This window comes from Streptomyces boninensis, from assembly GCF_048572725.1.
Lineage (GTDB): Bacteria > Actinomycetota > Actinomycetes > Streptomycetales > Streptomycetaceae > Streptomyces > Streptomyces boninensis.
Genome location: NZ_CP183837.1, coordinates 8,749,276 through 8,763,526 on the forward strand (window position 1 = coordinate 8,749,276; position 14,251 = coordinate 8,763,526).

The following is a 14,251-nucleotide window of genomic DNA, read 5'->3' on the forward strand; positions in this document are numbered from 1 at the left end:
GCGCATGACGATCTCGTACGCGTGGCGCGGCACCATCACGAGCGGGGAGATCGAGGCGCTGCATGCGGAGGGCTTCGGCCACGAGCCGTTGCCCGATACGGACTGGGAGGGCCGGCTGCGGTGGCACAGCCTGGGGTGGGTGTGCGCGCGCTCCGGCGAGGGCGCGCTGGTGGGCTTCGTCAATGTCGCGTGGGACGGCGGCGCGCATGCCTTCATCCTCGATACGGTCGTCGCCGCGGGCGAGCGGCGCTCAGGCGTCGGCGTACGCCTGATCGAGACGGCGGTGCGGGAGGCCCGCGCCGCTGGGTGCGAGTGGCTGCATGTCGACTTCGATGATGAGCTGCGCGACTTCTACTTGGAGGGGTGCGGCTTCAGGCCTACGGCGGCGGGGTTGATCGCGTTGTAGGGCGGGTGGGGGCGCACCTACGGCATGGAAACGCCAGCCACGGCCTCCGCCGCCCGGAGCGTGTCCCTGCCGAGCGGCTGGAGGTGGATCTGCGTGCAGAGCAGTGCCGTCTTCACCCGCTCGACCACGCCCCACTCCCAGGTGGCCACGGGATCGAGCCCCGTCCGGGCGGCCAGCCAACGGGCCCGCTCCAAGGGGTCACCAGCGATCAGCTCGACCGGGTCTCCACGCATCAGGACACCCAGGTCGTACTCGGCCTCCGCGAGGAGACCGTGCGGATCGATGAGCTTGAAGCCGCCATCGCTCTGCAGCGCGTTGAGTTGGTGCACGTCGCCGTGGACCAATACCGCCTTCTCGTCGCGGTGCGCTCGCTCCCGCCGTCCTGCGGAGACCAGGGCGTGCTCGATCGCCTCCTCGGAGCAGGGGTGATCGAGTTCCTCCCACAACCTCACAATGAAGTCGGCCAGCGACCGGGCCTTCTCGGCACCGGTGGGCAGCCCGCAGTCCGGTGCCGGCCGCCAGATGCCGGCTGCGGTATCGCAGAGAATCTCCAGGCGACGCGAGAGCGGCAGGCCGAGCTCGAACATCGGCTGCCCCAGTCGCTCCATGAGCAGGGCGCCCCGGTCGGCGTCATGTCGGTAGAGCGCCGGGCATCCTTCGCCTCCAACAATGCGGAGCACCGTCGCCTCGTTGGAGGATTCGTTCCCCAAGCCCGGCACCAGCACCTTGAGAATCGCCGAGGCCCCGTCGGCCCGCGTCGCTTCGGCCACGTAGGCCCCGGACCCGCCCGTGTACGGGCGCCCCACGCTGATCGACCAGTCAGCCTCGAGGGTCGTGATCAGCGCGGGCAGGCGCTCGAGCCAGTCTTCGGCTCCGGCGGCGCGAACCATGTTGCGTACGGCATCCGGTACTTCGATCACTCCCGAAGTCTCACATCGGACACCCGAAACGCGCACCCGAAACGCACACTCGGGTCGCACCGGGGATGCGCCGGTTTAGGCGGATTGTCTGGTTAAGGTGCTTGGGTGGAATCCACCCAGGGCTCAACCGAGGGCTTAACCAGCACGGCGCAGCCGCCGCCGACAGCCGAGCGCACCCCGCGCCCCACTCTGTCGGCGGCCGCCGTCATCTCCGGCGCGCTCAGCGCCGCCGCGGCCGTCGGCGTCGCCTGGGCGCTGGGGGCAGGGGAGTGGCTCACCCCCCCCGCCTTCCGCGCCTGGCAGACCGTATGCGTCGCCATCGCTGTCCAGGCGCTCCCCTTCCTCGTGCTCGGCACCCTCGTCTCGGGCGCCATCAACGCCTTCGTCCCCGCCCACGTCTTCAGCCGCCTCCTGCCCCGCAAACCCGCCCTCGCGGTGCCCGTGGCCAGCGCCGCCGGAGTGGTGCTGCCGGGGTGCGAGTGCGCGTCGGTGCCGGTGGCCGGGTCGCTGATCCGGCGCGGGGTGACGCCGGCGGCGGCCTTCGCCTTCCTGCTCTCCGCGCCCGCCGTGAACCCCGTCGTGCTGGTCGCGACCGCCGTCGCCTTCCCGGCCGCGCCCGAGATGGTCGCCGCCCGCCTCGTCGCTTCGCTCGCCACCGCCGCCGCGATGGGCTGGCTGTGGCTGCGCTTCGGGCGGGAGCGGTGGCTGCGGATGCCGGCGCGGCACACCGGCCACCGCGAAGGGGAGAGCCGCGTGAGCGAGTTCCGCCGCGGCTTCCAGCACGACTTCCTGCACGCGGGCGGCTTCCTGGTGCTGGGCGCGATGGCCGCCGCCACCTTCAACGTCGCCGTGCCGGATTCGGTCCTGCAGACCTTCGCCGACCACACCTGGCTGTCCGTACTCTTCCTCGCCGGACTCGCCATCCTCCTCGCCGTCTGCTCGGAGGCGGACGCCTTCGTCGCCGCCTCGCTGACCGGCTTCTCGCCGACGGCACGGCTGGCGTTCATGGTGGTCGGGCCGATGGTGGACGTAAAACTGATCGCCCTGCAGGCGGGCACCTTCGGCCGCTCCTTCGCGCTGCGCTTCTCCGCGGCGACGGTGGTGGTCGCGGTGGCCGCCACCTTCGTCACCGGGTGGTGGCTGCTGTGAGGGGGCGGGTGCAGGCGCTGGTGCTGCTGCTGGTGGGCGTCGGCGTGCTGCGGATCACGCTCTTCGGCGACCTCTATCTGCGGTACGTGAAGGAGGGGCTGCGGCCCTTCCTCATTTCCGCCGGGGTGCTGCTGGTGCTGACGGCACTGGCCGGGCTACGGGACCGGGCACCGGCGCACGCGGAACACGACGACCACCACGGCCACGACCACAGCTCCGCCCCCCGAGTCGCCTGGCTCCTCGTCCCGCCCGCCCTGGCCATGCTCGCCTTCGCCCCGCCCGCCCTCGGCTCGTACACCGCGCAACGGGAGTCCGCCAAGCGCACCTCCGCGGAATCCCCCGGCACCAAGCCGCGCTTCGCCCCCCTCCCGAAGTCGCACGGCCCCGTCCCCATGACGCTCACCGAATACCTCGAGCGCTCCGGCGGCGACCCCGCCGGCCTCCGCGGCCGTACCGTCACCATGACCGGATTCGCCACGCCGGACCGCCGCGGCTGGGAGCTCACCCGCCTCGTCGTCAGCTGCTGCGCCGCCGACTCGCAGTCGCTGAAGGTACGGGTCCGCGGCGCACCCGCACCGCCCGCCGACCAGTGGGTGACGGTCGTCGGCACAGCGGGGAAGTCGGGCGCGCTCAAGGTCACCGACCTCAAGCGCATCAGCCAGCCCCCCAACCCCTACATGGACGCCGTCCCGCCCAGCACCTCCCCGAGGTCATAGCTCAGCGGCTCCTCCAGCTGCTCGAAGGTGCAGCTCTCCGGCGTCCGGTCCGGCCGCCACCGCCGCCACTGCGCGGTGTGCCGGAAGCGCTGCCCGTTCTCCATGTGGTCGTACGCGACCTCCAGCACCCGCTCGGGCCGCAGCGGCACCCACGACAGGTCCTTCTGCCCGGACCAGCGGCTCGGCGCACCGGGCAGCCGGGCGGACTCGTGGGCTTCCTCGTTCGCCCAGTCGGCCCAGGGGTGACCGGCGACCGACTCCATCCGCAGCGGCTCCAGCTCCTCGACCAGCTCCTCCCGGCGCTTCATCGAGAAGGCGGCGCACACGCCGACGTGCTGCAGCCGCCCGTCCGAGTCGTTGATGCCCAGCAGCAGCGAGCCGACCACCGGGCCGCTCTTGTGCCAGCGGAAGCCGGCCAGCACCACATCCGCGGTGCGCTCGTGCTTCACCTTGGTCATCAGCCGCTCGTTCTGCCGGTACGGGCTGTCCAGCGGCTTCGCGATGACGCCGTCGAGGCCCGCGCCCTCGTACTGCTTGAACCACTCCTGCGCGACCTTCGCGTCCGTAGTCGCGGGGGCGAGGTGGATGGGGGGCGCGGCCTTGGCGAGGGCCTTCTCCAGCGTGGCCCGCCGCTCGACCAGCGGCGTGTCGGCCAGCGAGTCGTCGCCGAGCGCCAGCAGGTCGAAGGCGACGAAGGACGCCGGGGTGGTGCCGGCCAGCAGCTTCACCCGGGAGGCGGCGGGGTGGATGCGTTCCGTTATGGCGTCGAAGTCGAGGCGGCCGTTACGGACGATGACGATCTCGCCGTCCACGACGCACCGCTCCGGCAGATTCGCCTTCAGCGCCTCCACCAGCTCCGGCAGATAGCGCACCAGCGACTTTCCGGTCCGGCTGCCGATCTCGATCTCGTCCCCGTCCCGGAAGACGATCGCCCGGAAGCCGTCCCACTTGGCCTCGTACTGCATTCCGGGCGGGATCTTCTTCGCGGGCTTGGCGAGCATGGGCTTCACGGGGGGCATCACCGGCAGATCCATGCGCCGATTATGGAGCGGATCCGGCCCGCACGTCTTAACGTTTCCGCATGGGTGCCGCGATGGAGCTCCAAGTGGGCGAACGCAAGGTCCGGCTGTCCAGCCCGGACAAGATCTACTTCCCGGAGAAGGGCTACACCAAGCTCGACCTCGCGAACTACTACCTCGCGGTCGGCGACGGAATCCTGCGCGCGCTAAGGAACCGTCCCACCACCCTCGAACGTTATCCGGACGGGGTAACAGGCGAGTCCTTCTTCCAGAAGCGCGCTCCGAAGAACACGCCCGACTGGATCCCGACGGCCCGGATCACCTTCCCCAGCGGCCGGAAAGCCGACGAGATCTGCCCCTCCGAACTGGCCGCCGTCATCTGGGCGGCCCAGTTCGGCACCTTCACCTTCCACCCCTGGCCGGTCCGCGCCGACCACACCGACCACCCCGACGAGCTGCGCCTCGACCTCGACCCGCAGCCGGGCACGGACTTCAAGGACGCGGCACGGGCGGCGCACGAGCTGCGCGGCGTTCTGGCGGACGCGGGCCTCACCGGCTTCCCGAAGACCTCCGGCGGCCGCGGCCTGCACGTCTTCATCCCCATCGAGCCGAAGTGGAACTTCATCCAGGTCCGCCGCGCCGCCATCGCCGCCGGCCGCGAGCTGGAGCGGCGGATGCCGGAGCACGTGACGATGGCCTGGTGGAAGGAGGAGCGCGGCGAACGCGTCTTCGTCGACTACAACCAGACCGCCCGCGACCGCACCATCGCCTCCGCCTATTCCGTACGCCCCCAGCCCCACGCCCCGGTCTCGGCCCCCCTCCGCTGGGACGAGGTGGACGACGCGGAGCCGCGCGACTTCGACCTCGCCACGATGCCGAAGCGCTATGCCGAGGTCGGCGACGTCCACGCGGACATGGACGCCGAGCGCTACGGCCTGGAGACGCTGCTGGAGTGGGCGGACATGGACGAGTCGGAGCGCGGCCTCGGCGACCTGCCGTATCCGCCGGACCATCCGAAGATGGCGGGGGAGCCCAAGCGGGTGCAGCCGAGCCGGGCGAAGAAGGAGTCTTAGCTATCCGTTCGGGTCGAAGGGAATGGCCGCCGGCTTTGCCTTTGTGAGGTGGCCGGCGAAGCTGCCGTCCTTCAGGCCGAAGTGGGCGCTGCCGAAGTCGTGGGCGGCGAGCTTGTCGCGGAGGCCAGGCGGGTAGCCGTTCCAGCCGATGAGGGCCGGGAACTGCCAGGTGCCGCGGTGGTTTTCCGGCGGCTCGTCGTTGGCGTTCGCGCGGCGGAAGGCGTGGGTGCCGATGCCGTCCTTGTGGTAGACGACCTTGGGGTGGGTGCCGTCCCAGCGGATCTGGTCGCGGGGGTGGATGGTGAAGTCGCCGTGTGCGGAGGTGGCCACGTATTCGGCGGTGCCGCCGTCCTTGACCCAGACGACGACGTGTTCCCAGTCGTGCTTGTGGCCGCCGAGGCCGCTGCCCCAGACGGCCTGGTCCTTCTCGAAGTAGAGGCCGTAGAGGATGGCGCACCAGCCGTTGTTGCACTTGGCGCGGGAGTAGCCATTGGTGTTGGCGAGGTCGGCGGCGTCGTGGCAGCCGCCGCTGACGGTGCCGCCGGGGTTGAGGCCGGGGCTGACCGTGCCGTCCGGGCCGATGGCGGGGGTCGGGTAGCAGCCGTCGGTGTCGTAGTCGTACGCCGGCTGGTAGGTCTGCTCGGTGCCGTCGGCGTTGGCGGGGAGGGCCGGGGGCGGTGCGGCGAGTGCGGGTCCCGCGAAGGCGAGGACCATGGCGCAGGCGCCGGCGATGACGGATGTGCTGCGGACGAGCCTCTTCGTCTTCACGGCACGAGTGTGGTGACATGGGCACGCCACCCACAAGGGGGCGGAGGTGGTCGTCGTGCTGCCGTCGGCGTCTTGACTTCAGGTCGACATTAAGTCGCAGCCTGGGGTCCATGTCCGAGAACCAGCAAGCGGCGTCATCCCCGGCCACGGCCCACCGCGACGCGGCATCCCCGGCCACGGCCCACCGCGACACCGAGGCCCTGCTCGCCGTACTCGACGCGGCGGACGCGCTGCCGGATGCGAAGCGGCTGCGGGAGCGCTCGTACGAACTGCTCGCGCTCGCCCCCGACTCGACCGTCGTGGACGTCGGCTGCGGCGCCGGCCGCGCTGTCGCCGAGCTCGGCGGACGCGGGGTGCGGGCCGTGGGCGTGGACCCCGACACGCGGATGCTGGCGGCGGCGCGGGAGCGGTGGCCGGCGGGGGACTTCCGGGAGGCGGGGGCGGAGGAACTGCCCTTCGCCGACGGCAGCGTGCGCGGCTATCGGGCGGACAAGGTCCTGCACGTGCTGGCGGAGCCGGCGCGGGCCGTGGCGGAGGCGCGGCGCGTGCTCTGTCCCGGCGGCCGCATTGTCCTGCTCGGGCAGGACTGGGACGCCATCATGATCGATTCGTACGACCCGCCCCTCACCCGCGCCATCGTGCACGCCCGAGCCGACCTCCTCGGCGCGCCGCGGGCGGGCCGCCAGTACCGCAATCTCCTCCTGGACGGCGGCTTTACGGACGTCACGGCCGAGGCGCACACGAGCGTCTTCACGGCCGCCACGATGCTCCCCCTGCTGATCAGGCTCGCCGAGCAGGCGTCCGCAAGCGGCGCCATTGCCCGCGATGTGGCCGACGCCTGGCTGGCAGAACAGCGCAACCGCGCCGAGACCGACCGCCTCCTGATCGCCATCCCTTTCTTCGCAGCCGCGGCTTCCGCGCCCGCCCGGCCGATGTCATAGGGGCCGCCCCTTTGACCCGCACCTGCTGCGCCTTCGGCAACCCACCCGCCGCCGCGGTCACACCCGCTCCGCGCGATCCGTCAGTGCGATGAGGGCGGCCCGAAGGGCGCCTCGGGATTGTCGACGAGCACTGAGGAGATGTTGATGACAGCCGCGAAGCGATCTGGTCCAGGAGCGATCCTTGCCTTCTTGTGCATGGGGCAGTTCATGGTCTTCCTGGATATTTCGATCGTGAATCTGGCGCTGCCCTCGATCCGCGAGGGGCTGGAGATGTCCGAGGTCAGCCAGGAGTACATCGTCACCGCCTACGGGACGGTGCTGGGCGGGTTCCTGCTGCTGGGCGGGCGGTTGGGGGATACGTTTGGGCGGCGTCGGCTGCTGCGGGCCGGGTTTGTGGTCTTTGCGCTGGCCTCGCTCGTCGCGGGACTCGCGGTGAGCGGGCCGATGCTGATCGCCGCCCGCGGCCTGCAGGGGCTCGGCTCCGCGATGATTGCGCCGTCCGCGCTGTCGCTGCTGACCAGCGCTTTTCCCGAGGGGCCGCAGCGCAACAAGGCGCTCGGCGTGTGGGGCTCGCTGGCCGGGATCGCCTCGATCGTGGGCGTCATCGTCGGCGGGTTGCTGGCCGACGGCCCCGGATGGGAGTGGATCTTCTATCTGAATGTGCCGATCGGCCTTGGTGCCGCGCTCATCGCCCCGCGGATCGTGCCGGAGAGCCGGGGGGAGACGGGCGAGCCGGGCGCGACGGTGCGGCGCCGGTTCGACACCGCCGGCGCGGTCACGCTGACCGGCGGGCTGCTGCTGCTCATCTTCACGCTGGGGGAGGCGACCCGGATCGGCTGGTCGGCCGGTCGTACGGTCGGGGGTCTGGTGGGGGCCGGCGTGCTGCTGGCGGTGTTCCTTGTCGTCGAGTCGCGGGCGGCCGCGCCGATCATGCCGCTCGGGTTCGTACGGAAGCGCACCATGCGGACGGCGAACATCGCGGCGGTGCTGGTCTTCGGCACCTTCTCGGCGCTGTTCTTCTTCGCCAGCATCTTCATGCAGCAGGTGTACGGGTATTCGCCGCTGAAGGCCGGGTTCGCGTACCTGCCGCTGGCGGTTGCCGTCGCGCTGGGCGCGGGGATCGCCTCCGGGCTGATCGCGAAGGTGGCGGCGCGGACGGTGTTGATCGCCGGGCTGGCGACATCGGTGGCCGGGCTGCTGCTGATGTGGCGGGCGCCTGCGGGCGGTTCGTACGCGGTGGACCTGCTGACGCCGTTCGTGCTGCTGGGGCTCGGCTGCGGGATGGTCTATGTGACGCTGCAGATCGCCGCGTTCACCGGGGTGAGCGAGGCGGAGGCGGGGGTCGGGGCCGGGCTGATCAATACGAGTCAGGAGGCCGGTGGAGCGCTGGGGCTCGCGGTCATCACGACCATCGCGTACCACGGTCTCGCCGGGGATCTGGCGGCGGCGGGCGGCGATCCGCGCCTGGTGGTCGCGGCGCAGGAGGCGGCGAACCACGATGCCTTCCTGGCGGCGGCGGTGGGCGGCTTCGCCGCGCTGGTGGTCGCGGCGCTGCTGATGCCGCGGGCGCGGCAGGGCGAGGGCGGCCCAGACGCAGGGCCGCCGGCCGGCGGCTCGCGCCCTGATGAGGCGCTGCATCCGGTCGGCGGCCCTGGCGGCGAGGGCTGAGCCGGCGGGCGTCAGTCGAAGACGGCAGGTCGGCGTCAGTCGAAGACGCCCGCTCCGTGTCAGCCGAAGATCGCGGTGGGGTCACCCGTGTACCACGTGTTCTCGATGGTCATACGGGTGATCACCCACCGCTCGCCGTCCCGGGCCAGGTCGACCGTGTACGGGTTCTTCAGCAGCGCGTGCGTCGCATGATCCGCGGTCAGCAGGTGCTGGGCCTCGACCAGAGCCGTCAGGCGCGCCACATCGCCGTCGACCGCGATACGGACATTCGTGACCTGATGCGTGGTGTCCACCCGGCCCGTGAACAGCGCCAGGATGGACGTGACGATCGTCTCCCGGCCCACCATCAGCGGCGGCTTCGCGCCCCACTTGGCCGCCGCGGGCGCGAAGTCGAGTTCCGCGTCGGCGGCGAAGGCGGAGGCGAAGAGGTCGCGGTCCTTGAGGTCCTGGCCGAGGCCGAAGCGGTACAGCGCGTCGGCGATCTCGGCGCGGTCGCGGAGCTCGCGGACGACCGCGTCGGGGGTGGCGGACGGGGCGGTGAGGGCGTGGTGCGGCATGAGAGTTCCTTGGTGGTGAGATGTGATGAAACGAAGGTCAGCTGGACACCGGGAAGTTGCTCCGGATCACCCCCTGCGGATCCCGGTCCCGCTTCAGCGCCCGCAAGCGGTCGAGGACCTCGGGCGTGAAGGCCGCCCCCGGGGTTTCGCCCGCGGTGAGGTACGTGAAGGGCTTGCGGCCGGTGACGCGGTCGCCGAGGGACGTCACCAGCGACTGCTGGCGGGCCCGTATCGCAGTGGCCTTCCCCTCCGTGTCCGGGACGCCGAAGAGATACAGGGCGTACGGCTCCGCCAGCGCGCCGTGCGGGCTGTCGGACGCGTCCGCGAAGGCGCCGCCCAAGTGGCGCAGCTGCACACTCAGCAGCGGATCGATCGGCTCCGACAGGAGCGTCTTCACCGTGAAGTCATCCACCTCCGTGAGGAGTTCGCCGCGCGAGGAACCCGGCCCCGGCGTCGTCGGCTCCGCCGTGATGGAGCCCAGCTCCGGGAGGGGCAGTGGGCCGCGGGTGTCCGAGATGGCGTCGCCGATCGCGTCCAGGGGCGCCAGCAGGTCGCGGGCCTCCGCCGCCGCGCCCAGGTAGGTCGCGTCGATCGCGACCATCGGCGGGGCGCCGGGGAAGCTCAGCAGGTCGGCCCAGACGGTGAGTTCGCGGGGAGCGGTCGCCGTGATCGTACGGAACGCCGCCAGCACCTCTGCCGCCTGCCGTGCCGGCCACAGCCGCCTGCCGCCGTACAGCTCCGGCGCCGGGTGCAGGCGCAGCTCCAGCGCCGTGACCAGCGCGAAGTCGCCGCCACCGCCGCGCAGCGCCCAGAACAGCTCCGGGTCGTCGGCCGCCGTCACCCGGGCACGTACGCCATCCGCGCCCACCACCTCGAAGGCGAGGACGCTGTCCGCCGCCCACCCGTGCGCCCGGCCGAACCAGCTCAGCCCGCCGCCGAGCGTGTAGCCGGTCACGGTCACCACCGGCGAGCTGCCCGGCAGGCCGGTCAGCCCGTGCCGGGCCGCCTCCGCCTGCACCCGCTCCCAGCGCACGCCCGCGCCGATGCGCGCGGTGCGGGTCGCCGGGTCGACGGTCAGCTCGTCGAGGCGGGCCGGGCGCAGCAGGATCGCGCCGGCCAGTGCGGCGGTGGCGCCGTGGCCGCTCGGCTGTGCCGTCACCGGGACGCCGGCGCGGGCGGCGTAGCGGACCAGGGCTGCCACGTCGTCGGCGTCGGCGGGCTCCACCACCGCCGGGACCTGCTGGTCCACGGCGAGGTTCCAGGGGCGGGTGGCCGCGGCGAAGCCGTCGTCGCCGGGGAGCAGCACCCGGCCGCGGACGGCGGAGCGTAGCTCTGTGTGGGTGTCGCTCATGATCGGCCTCTCGTCGTCCGGAAGGGCGGGTGTGATCACTACCTTCCGGCGGCCGGGGTTTCGTATCAATGTGCGACTGTGCAACGATCGATAACCCTGGCTTAACGACGGAGGCGAGGTGGTGGGCGGCATGCTGGAGCGGCACGAGGCCGAGGTGTTTCTGACGCTCGCGGAGGAGCTGCACTTCGGGCGCACCGCCGAGCGGCTGCACGTGTCCACGGCCCGCGTCAGCCAGACCGTCGCCAAGCTGGAGCGCCGCGTCGGCGTCGCGCTGTTCAATCGCACCAGCCGGCGCGTGGAGCTGACCCACGTCGGGCGGCAGCTCCGCGACGACCTGCGGCCCGCCTGGGAGCAGGTCGGCGCCGCCGTCGAGCGGGCCGTCGCGGCCGGGCGCGGCCTCGACGGACGGATCACCGTCGCCTTCGTCGGCGCCGCCGGCGGGCAGCTCCTCGCGGGGGCGGCCGACGCGTTCCGCGGGCGGTATCCCGAGTGCGAGGTGGTGCTGCGCGAGGCGCAGATGGTGGAGATCGTGGACTGGCTGCGGGACGGCACCGTCGACCTCGGCATCGCCTCCCGCCCCGTCGGCGGCGACGGGCTGACCGAGGGGACGGTGCTGATCTCCGAGGCCCGGCTGCTCGCGGTGGCCGCCGACCACCCCTTCGCGCGGCGCACCGCCGTCGGCCTCGAAGACCTGGCCCGCGCCCCGATGATCCAGCTGCCTGACAACCTTCCCGCCGCCCTCCGTGCCCACCGCTCGCCGGCCACCACCCCGGCGGGGCGCCCGATCGAGCCGGGGCCCACGGCGCACACGTTCAACGAGGTCCTCACCCTCGTCGGCGCCGGGCGCGGCGTCTTCCCGGTGGGCGCCCAGGTCCGCCGCTACTACCCCCGCCCGGACGTCGCCTACGTCCCCTTCAGCGACGCGCCGCCGCTCGAGTGGGTGCTGGTGTGGCGTACCAACGACGACTGCGCGCGCGTCCGCGCCTTCGTCCGCACCACCCACGACGTGGTCGAGGCCGCCGCCTGACCAGCGTGGCCTGATCCGTACGATGTCCGGTATGCGCATTGGACTGCTCGGCACCGGACCCTGGGCGGAGAAGGCTCACGCCCCCGCCCTCCAGACCCACCCCGGCGTGGAATTCACCGGCGTGTGGGGGCGCCGCCCCGAGGCCGCGAAGGCCGTCGCCGAGAGCTTCGGCACCCGGCCGTACGAGGACGTGCATGCCCTCTTCGCCGACTGCGACGCGATCGCCGTCGCGCTGCCGCCCGATGTGCAGGCGCCGCTCGCCGTACGGGCCGCCGAGGCCGGGAAGCACCTGCTGCTCGACAAGCCGGTGGCGACCACGGCGGCCGGGGCGCGACAGGTCGCCGAGGCGGTGGCGCGGGCGGGGGTCGCCTCGGTCGTCTTCTTCACCATGCGGTTCGCCGATGTCAGCGCCGACTGGCTGGCCGAGCAGCAGGGGAAGGACGGGTGGCTGGTCGGGCGCGCCGACTGGCTCTCGCCCGTCTTCGCCGACTCCGGCAGCCCGTACGCCGCCTCGCCCTGGCGCGCGGAGAAGGGGGCGCTGTGGGACGTCGGGCCGCATGTGCTGTCGATGCTGCTGCCCGCGCTGGGCGATGTGGACCTGGACGCGGTACGGGCGGCGGCCGGGCCCGGCGACACCGTGCACCTGACGCTGCGGCATGCGGGCGGCGCGCTGAGCACCTGCACCCTCAGCCACACCGTGCCGCAGGCCGCGGCGGGCGTCACCGTCGAGCTGCGCGGGGCGCCGGGCGTCACGGTCGTGCCGGAGCGCGACGACCGCGGCCCCGTGCCGCCGTACGGCCGCGCCATCGACGCGCTGCTCGAATCGGCGCGCAGCGGCGTCCCGCACGCCTGCGACGTGCGTTTCGGACAGCGCGTGACGGAGATCCTCGCGGCGGCGGAGGAGCGCCTCGCCTAGGGCCTGTGTCGAATGTCTTCAGTTGGGTAATTGCGCCGCCTGGTGCGTCACCTTCTGGATCTCGCGCGCGGCCTTGTCGAGCAACTGCCTGGCAAGGTCGTTGAGCGCCCGGGCGGCCGCGATCTCCTCGCCCACGAGGCGCTGCCCGGGGTCGCTCGGGTGGCGCTTCGCCTCGCCGTGGGCCTCGAGTTCGGTGCCGTCGCTCAGGCGCAGCAGTGCAGTGGACCGGGTGTGGACGTCGTCCTCGAGGAAGTCCATCTCGATGTCCCAGCCCGCGATATTGCGCATGGCCATCACCTCCCGCGCTTTCTAGGGTGCACCCTGGGGCGCCCGCGGCGGCAGGGGATCCCAGCCGGAAGTCCCCGCGACGATCCGCGCGGCGGCGCGGGAGAGCGGCAGCAGGCCCTCCGCGTCCACCTTGTCGAGGGTGTCGGCGGGGTCGAAGAGGTACGGCGGCGCGGAGAGGAAGTGCACAAGGCGTACGCCCGCCTCGTGGAAGAAGGCGCCGTCGGTCGGCGGCAGCGGCGAGAACGCGTCCGGCGGCAGCACCAGCGAGCGGCGCAGCCGCTCCGAGCTGAGCGCGTCCAGCACCAGGTGTTCCAGGGGCTGATCGCGGCTGGTGAACCACCAGCGGACCTCGGGGTCGGCGGTCGGCTTCAGCAGCCCGTCCTTGAAGTCGCAGCGCAGCGCGGCGTGTTCCAGGTGCAGCTCAAGCACGACATCGCGCAGCAGGTCGCGGTGCCGGTCGATGAACGCGCGGGTGCCCGCGGCGTGCGCCATGTGCCCGGCCGTCAGCAGGAAGAGGAGATTGTGCGGCCGCTCTTCGCGCGGCACCTGCGCCCAGTGGCGGGCGGCGGCCAGGACGAGCGCGATGCCGGTGCCGTCCTCGACGGCGGAGGCCCACGGGGCGTCGTGATGCGAGGCGATGATCACCCAGCGGTCGCCGGCGCCGGGGAGGGTGGCCATGACATTGCGGCTGGTGGCGGGGGTGGTGGTGCCCTCGGTGAGGAGGGTGGCGGTGCAGGGGCCGGCGGCCAGCCGGTCGAGTACGCGAAGGGAGTTGGTGCGGGACAGCCATAGCCCGGGGACCGGTCGCTGCACGGCGTCGTACGGAACGTAGTAGGAGCTGGTCTCCCACGGGAATCCGGTCAGTGCGCCGACGTAGCCGCCCGCGCCCGCGGCGATGGCGGGCTCGGCGACCTCCTGGAGCCGGGGGCCGAAGGGGAGGGTCTGGGCGATGTGATCGAAGGCCTTCTCCGGGTCGTACTCGGCGGTGGCGAGCTCACGGGCGTCGGGCTGCGGGAGTTCGGTCAGGGCGAGTTCGTCGATGGCGATGGCGCCCGGCGGTACGTGGCCGGGGCCGAGGCGCACGAGCGGCGCCGTATAGCCGGTGGGGGCCGCCGCGCTGAACGGGAGCTGGAAGCCTTCGAGATGCAGGTCGCCGGGGCCGCCGTGCACGGTGAGGGCGGCGGCGCCGGGGTTCCAGCGCGGCACGGGCACGGTCTCGAGGCGGGCCTCAAGGCCGAAGGAGCGGAACATGCCGGCCGCCCAGTCCTCGGTCCAGGAGTCGGCCGGGTAGCCGGGGCGGCGGATGCCCTGTTCCGTGATGGTGCCGATCCAGTCCAGCAACTCCTGGGTCTCCGGCCACGCTTGACCGCTGCTCATCGTGCGCCCCCTCGTTGTGCTCGCCACCGGTTGCGCTGCGCGCAGGCTATCGCGACAGCCAGTGCCGGGTTCGGG

15 protein-coding genes are annotated in these 14,251 nt (G+C 72.4%); 8 read left to right on the top strand and 7 right to left on the bottom strand.

Features of this window, described 5'->3' with window-relative positions; genetic code table 11:
* Positions 1–4 precede the first annotated feature (4 nt).
* Positions 5–406: a GNAT family N-acetyltransferase gene (locus ACNNMR_RS39405; RefSeq protein ID WP_419999528.1), complete on the top strand. Its 402-nt coding sequence runs from the start codon at positions 5–7 to the stop codon at positions 404–406.
* A gap of 17 nt (positions 407–423) precedes the next feature.
* Here the strand turns inward: ACNNMR_RS39405 and ACNNMR_RS39410 are convergent, their stop codons facing one another.
* A complete protein-coding gene (locus tag ACNNMR_RS39410; protein ID WP_419999529.1) occupies positions 424–1,326 on the bottom strand; it encodes an aminoglycoside phosphotransferase family protein in 903 nt (300 codons plus the stop codon).
* 105 nt (positions 1,327–1,431) lie between these two features.
* On the opposite strand from ACNNMR_RS39410, the gene ACNNMR_RS39415 reads away from it, so the two are divergent.
* The gene (locus ACNNMR_RS39415) at positions 1,432–2,475 is read left to right on the top strand and encodes a permease (protein ID WP_419999530.1); all 1,044 of its coding nucleotides are present in this window, start codon (positions 1,432–1,434) and stop codon (positions 2,473–2,475) included.
* Positions 2,472–3,191: a TIGR03943 family putative permease subunit gene (locus ACNNMR_RS39420; RefSeq protein ID WP_419999531.1), complete on the top strand. Its 720-nt coding sequence runs from the start codon at positions 2,472–2,474 to the stop codon at positions 3,189–3,191. Before ACNNMR_RS39415 ends, ACNNMR_RS39420 begins: the two co-directional genes overlap by 4 nt.
* On the opposite strand, the gene ACNNMR_RS39425 is transcribed toward ACNNMR_RS39420, so the two are convergent.
* Positions 3,149–4,225, bottom strand: coding sequence for an ATP-dependent DNA ligase (locus ACNNMR_RS39425; protein ID WP_419999532.1), 1,077 nt, complete (start codon positions 4,223–4,225; stop codon positions 3,149–3,151). The two genes, ACNNMR_RS39420 and ACNNMR_RS39425, sit on opposite strands and share 43 nt — an antisense overlap.
* Before the next feature lie 47 nt (positions 4,226–4,272).
* On the opposite strand from ACNNMR_RS39425, the gene ligD reads away from it, so the two are divergent.
* Positions 4,273–5,283 (top strand): non-homologous end-joining DNA ligase, encoded by a 1,011-nt coding sequence (ligD, locus tag ACNNMR_RS39430; RefSeq protein ID WP_419999533.1) that lies wholly within the window; start codon positions 4,273–4,275, stop codon positions 5,281–5,283.
* Here the strand turns inward: ligD and ACNNMR_RS39435 are convergent, their stop codons facing one another.
* Positions 5,284–5,997 carry an NPP1 family protein gene (locus ACNNMR_RS39435; protein ID WP_420000633.1) on the bottom strand — a complete coding sequence of 238 codons (714 nt, stop codon included), beginning with the start codon at positions 5,995–5,997 and terminating at the stop codon, positions 5,284–5,286. It abuts the gene before it with no gap.
* Between the two features lie 155 nt (positions 5,998–6,152).
* On the opposite strand from ACNNMR_RS39435, the gene ACNNMR_RS39440 reads away from it, so the two are divergent.
* Positions 6,153–6,992: a methyltransferase domain-containing protein gene (locus ACNNMR_RS39440; protein ID WP_420000634.1), complete on the top strand. Its 840-nt coding sequence runs from the start codon at positions 6,153–6,155 to the stop codon at positions 6,990–6,992.
* Positions 6,993–7,187: 195 nt separating this feature from the next.
* Entirely contained in the window at positions 7,188–8,660 is a 1,473-nt protein-coding gene (locus tag ACNNMR_RS39445) for an MFS transporter (RefSeq protein ID WP_419999534.1), read from the top strand.
* Between the two features lie 59 nt (positions 8,661–8,719).
* Here the strand turns inward: ACNNMR_RS39445 and ACNNMR_RS39450 are convergent, their stop codons facing one another.
* Both ACNNMR_RS39450 and ACNNMR_RS39455 read right to left on the bottom strand, forming a co-directional pair.
* Entirely contained in the window at positions 8,720–9,217 is a 498-nt protein-coding gene (locus ACNNMR_RS39450; RefSeq protein ID WP_419999535.1) for a nuclear transport factor 2 family protein, read from the bottom strand.
* A 37-nt stretch (positions 9,218–9,254) separates the two neighbouring features.
* The gene (locus ACNNMR_RS39455; protein WP_419999536.1) at positions 9,255–10,568 is read right to left on the bottom strand and encodes an FAD-binding oxidoreductase; all 1,314 of its coding nucleotides are present in this window, start codon (positions 10,566–10,568) and stop codon (positions 9,255–9,257) included.
* A gap of 130 nt (positions 10,569–10,698) precedes the next feature.
* On the opposite strand from ACNNMR_RS39455, the gene ACNNMR_RS39460 reads away from it, so the two are divergent.
* Both ACNNMR_RS39460 and ACNNMR_RS39465 read left to right on the top strand, forming a co-directional pair.
* Positions 10,699–11,595: a LysR family transcriptional regulator gene (locus ACNNMR_RS39460; RefSeq protein WP_419999537.1), complete on the top strand. Its 897-nt coding sequence runs from the start codon at positions 10,699–10,701 to the stop codon at positions 11,593–11,595.
* 31 nt (positions 11,596–11,626) lie between these two features.
* Positions 11,627–12,511, top strand: coding sequence for a Gfo/Idh/MocA family protein (locus ACNNMR_RS39465; RefSeq protein ID WP_419999538.1), 885 nt, complete (start codon positions 11,627–11,629; stop codon positions 12,509–12,511).
* Positions 12,512–12,529: 18 nt separating this feature from the next.
* Here the strand turns inward: ACNNMR_RS39465 and ACNNMR_RS39470 are convergent, their stop codons facing one another.
* Together ACNNMR_RS39470 and ACNNMR_RS39475 are read right to left on the bottom strand one after the other, a co-directional pair.
* Complete coding sequence (locus tag ACNNMR_RS39470) at positions 12,530–12,799, bottom strand: DUF1876 domain-containing protein (RefSeq protein WP_419999539.1); 270 nt, start codon at positions 12,797–12,799, stop codon at positions 12,530–12,532.
* A 21-nt stretch (positions 12,800–12,820) separates the two neighbouring features.
* On the bottom strand, positions 12,821–14,176 hold the full coding sequence (locus ACNNMR_RS39475; protein ID WP_419999540.1) for a M28 family metallopeptidase: 1,356 nt from the start codon (positions 14,174–14,176) through the stop codon (positions 12,821–12,823).
* Positions 14,177–14,251 lie beyond the last annotated feature (75 nt).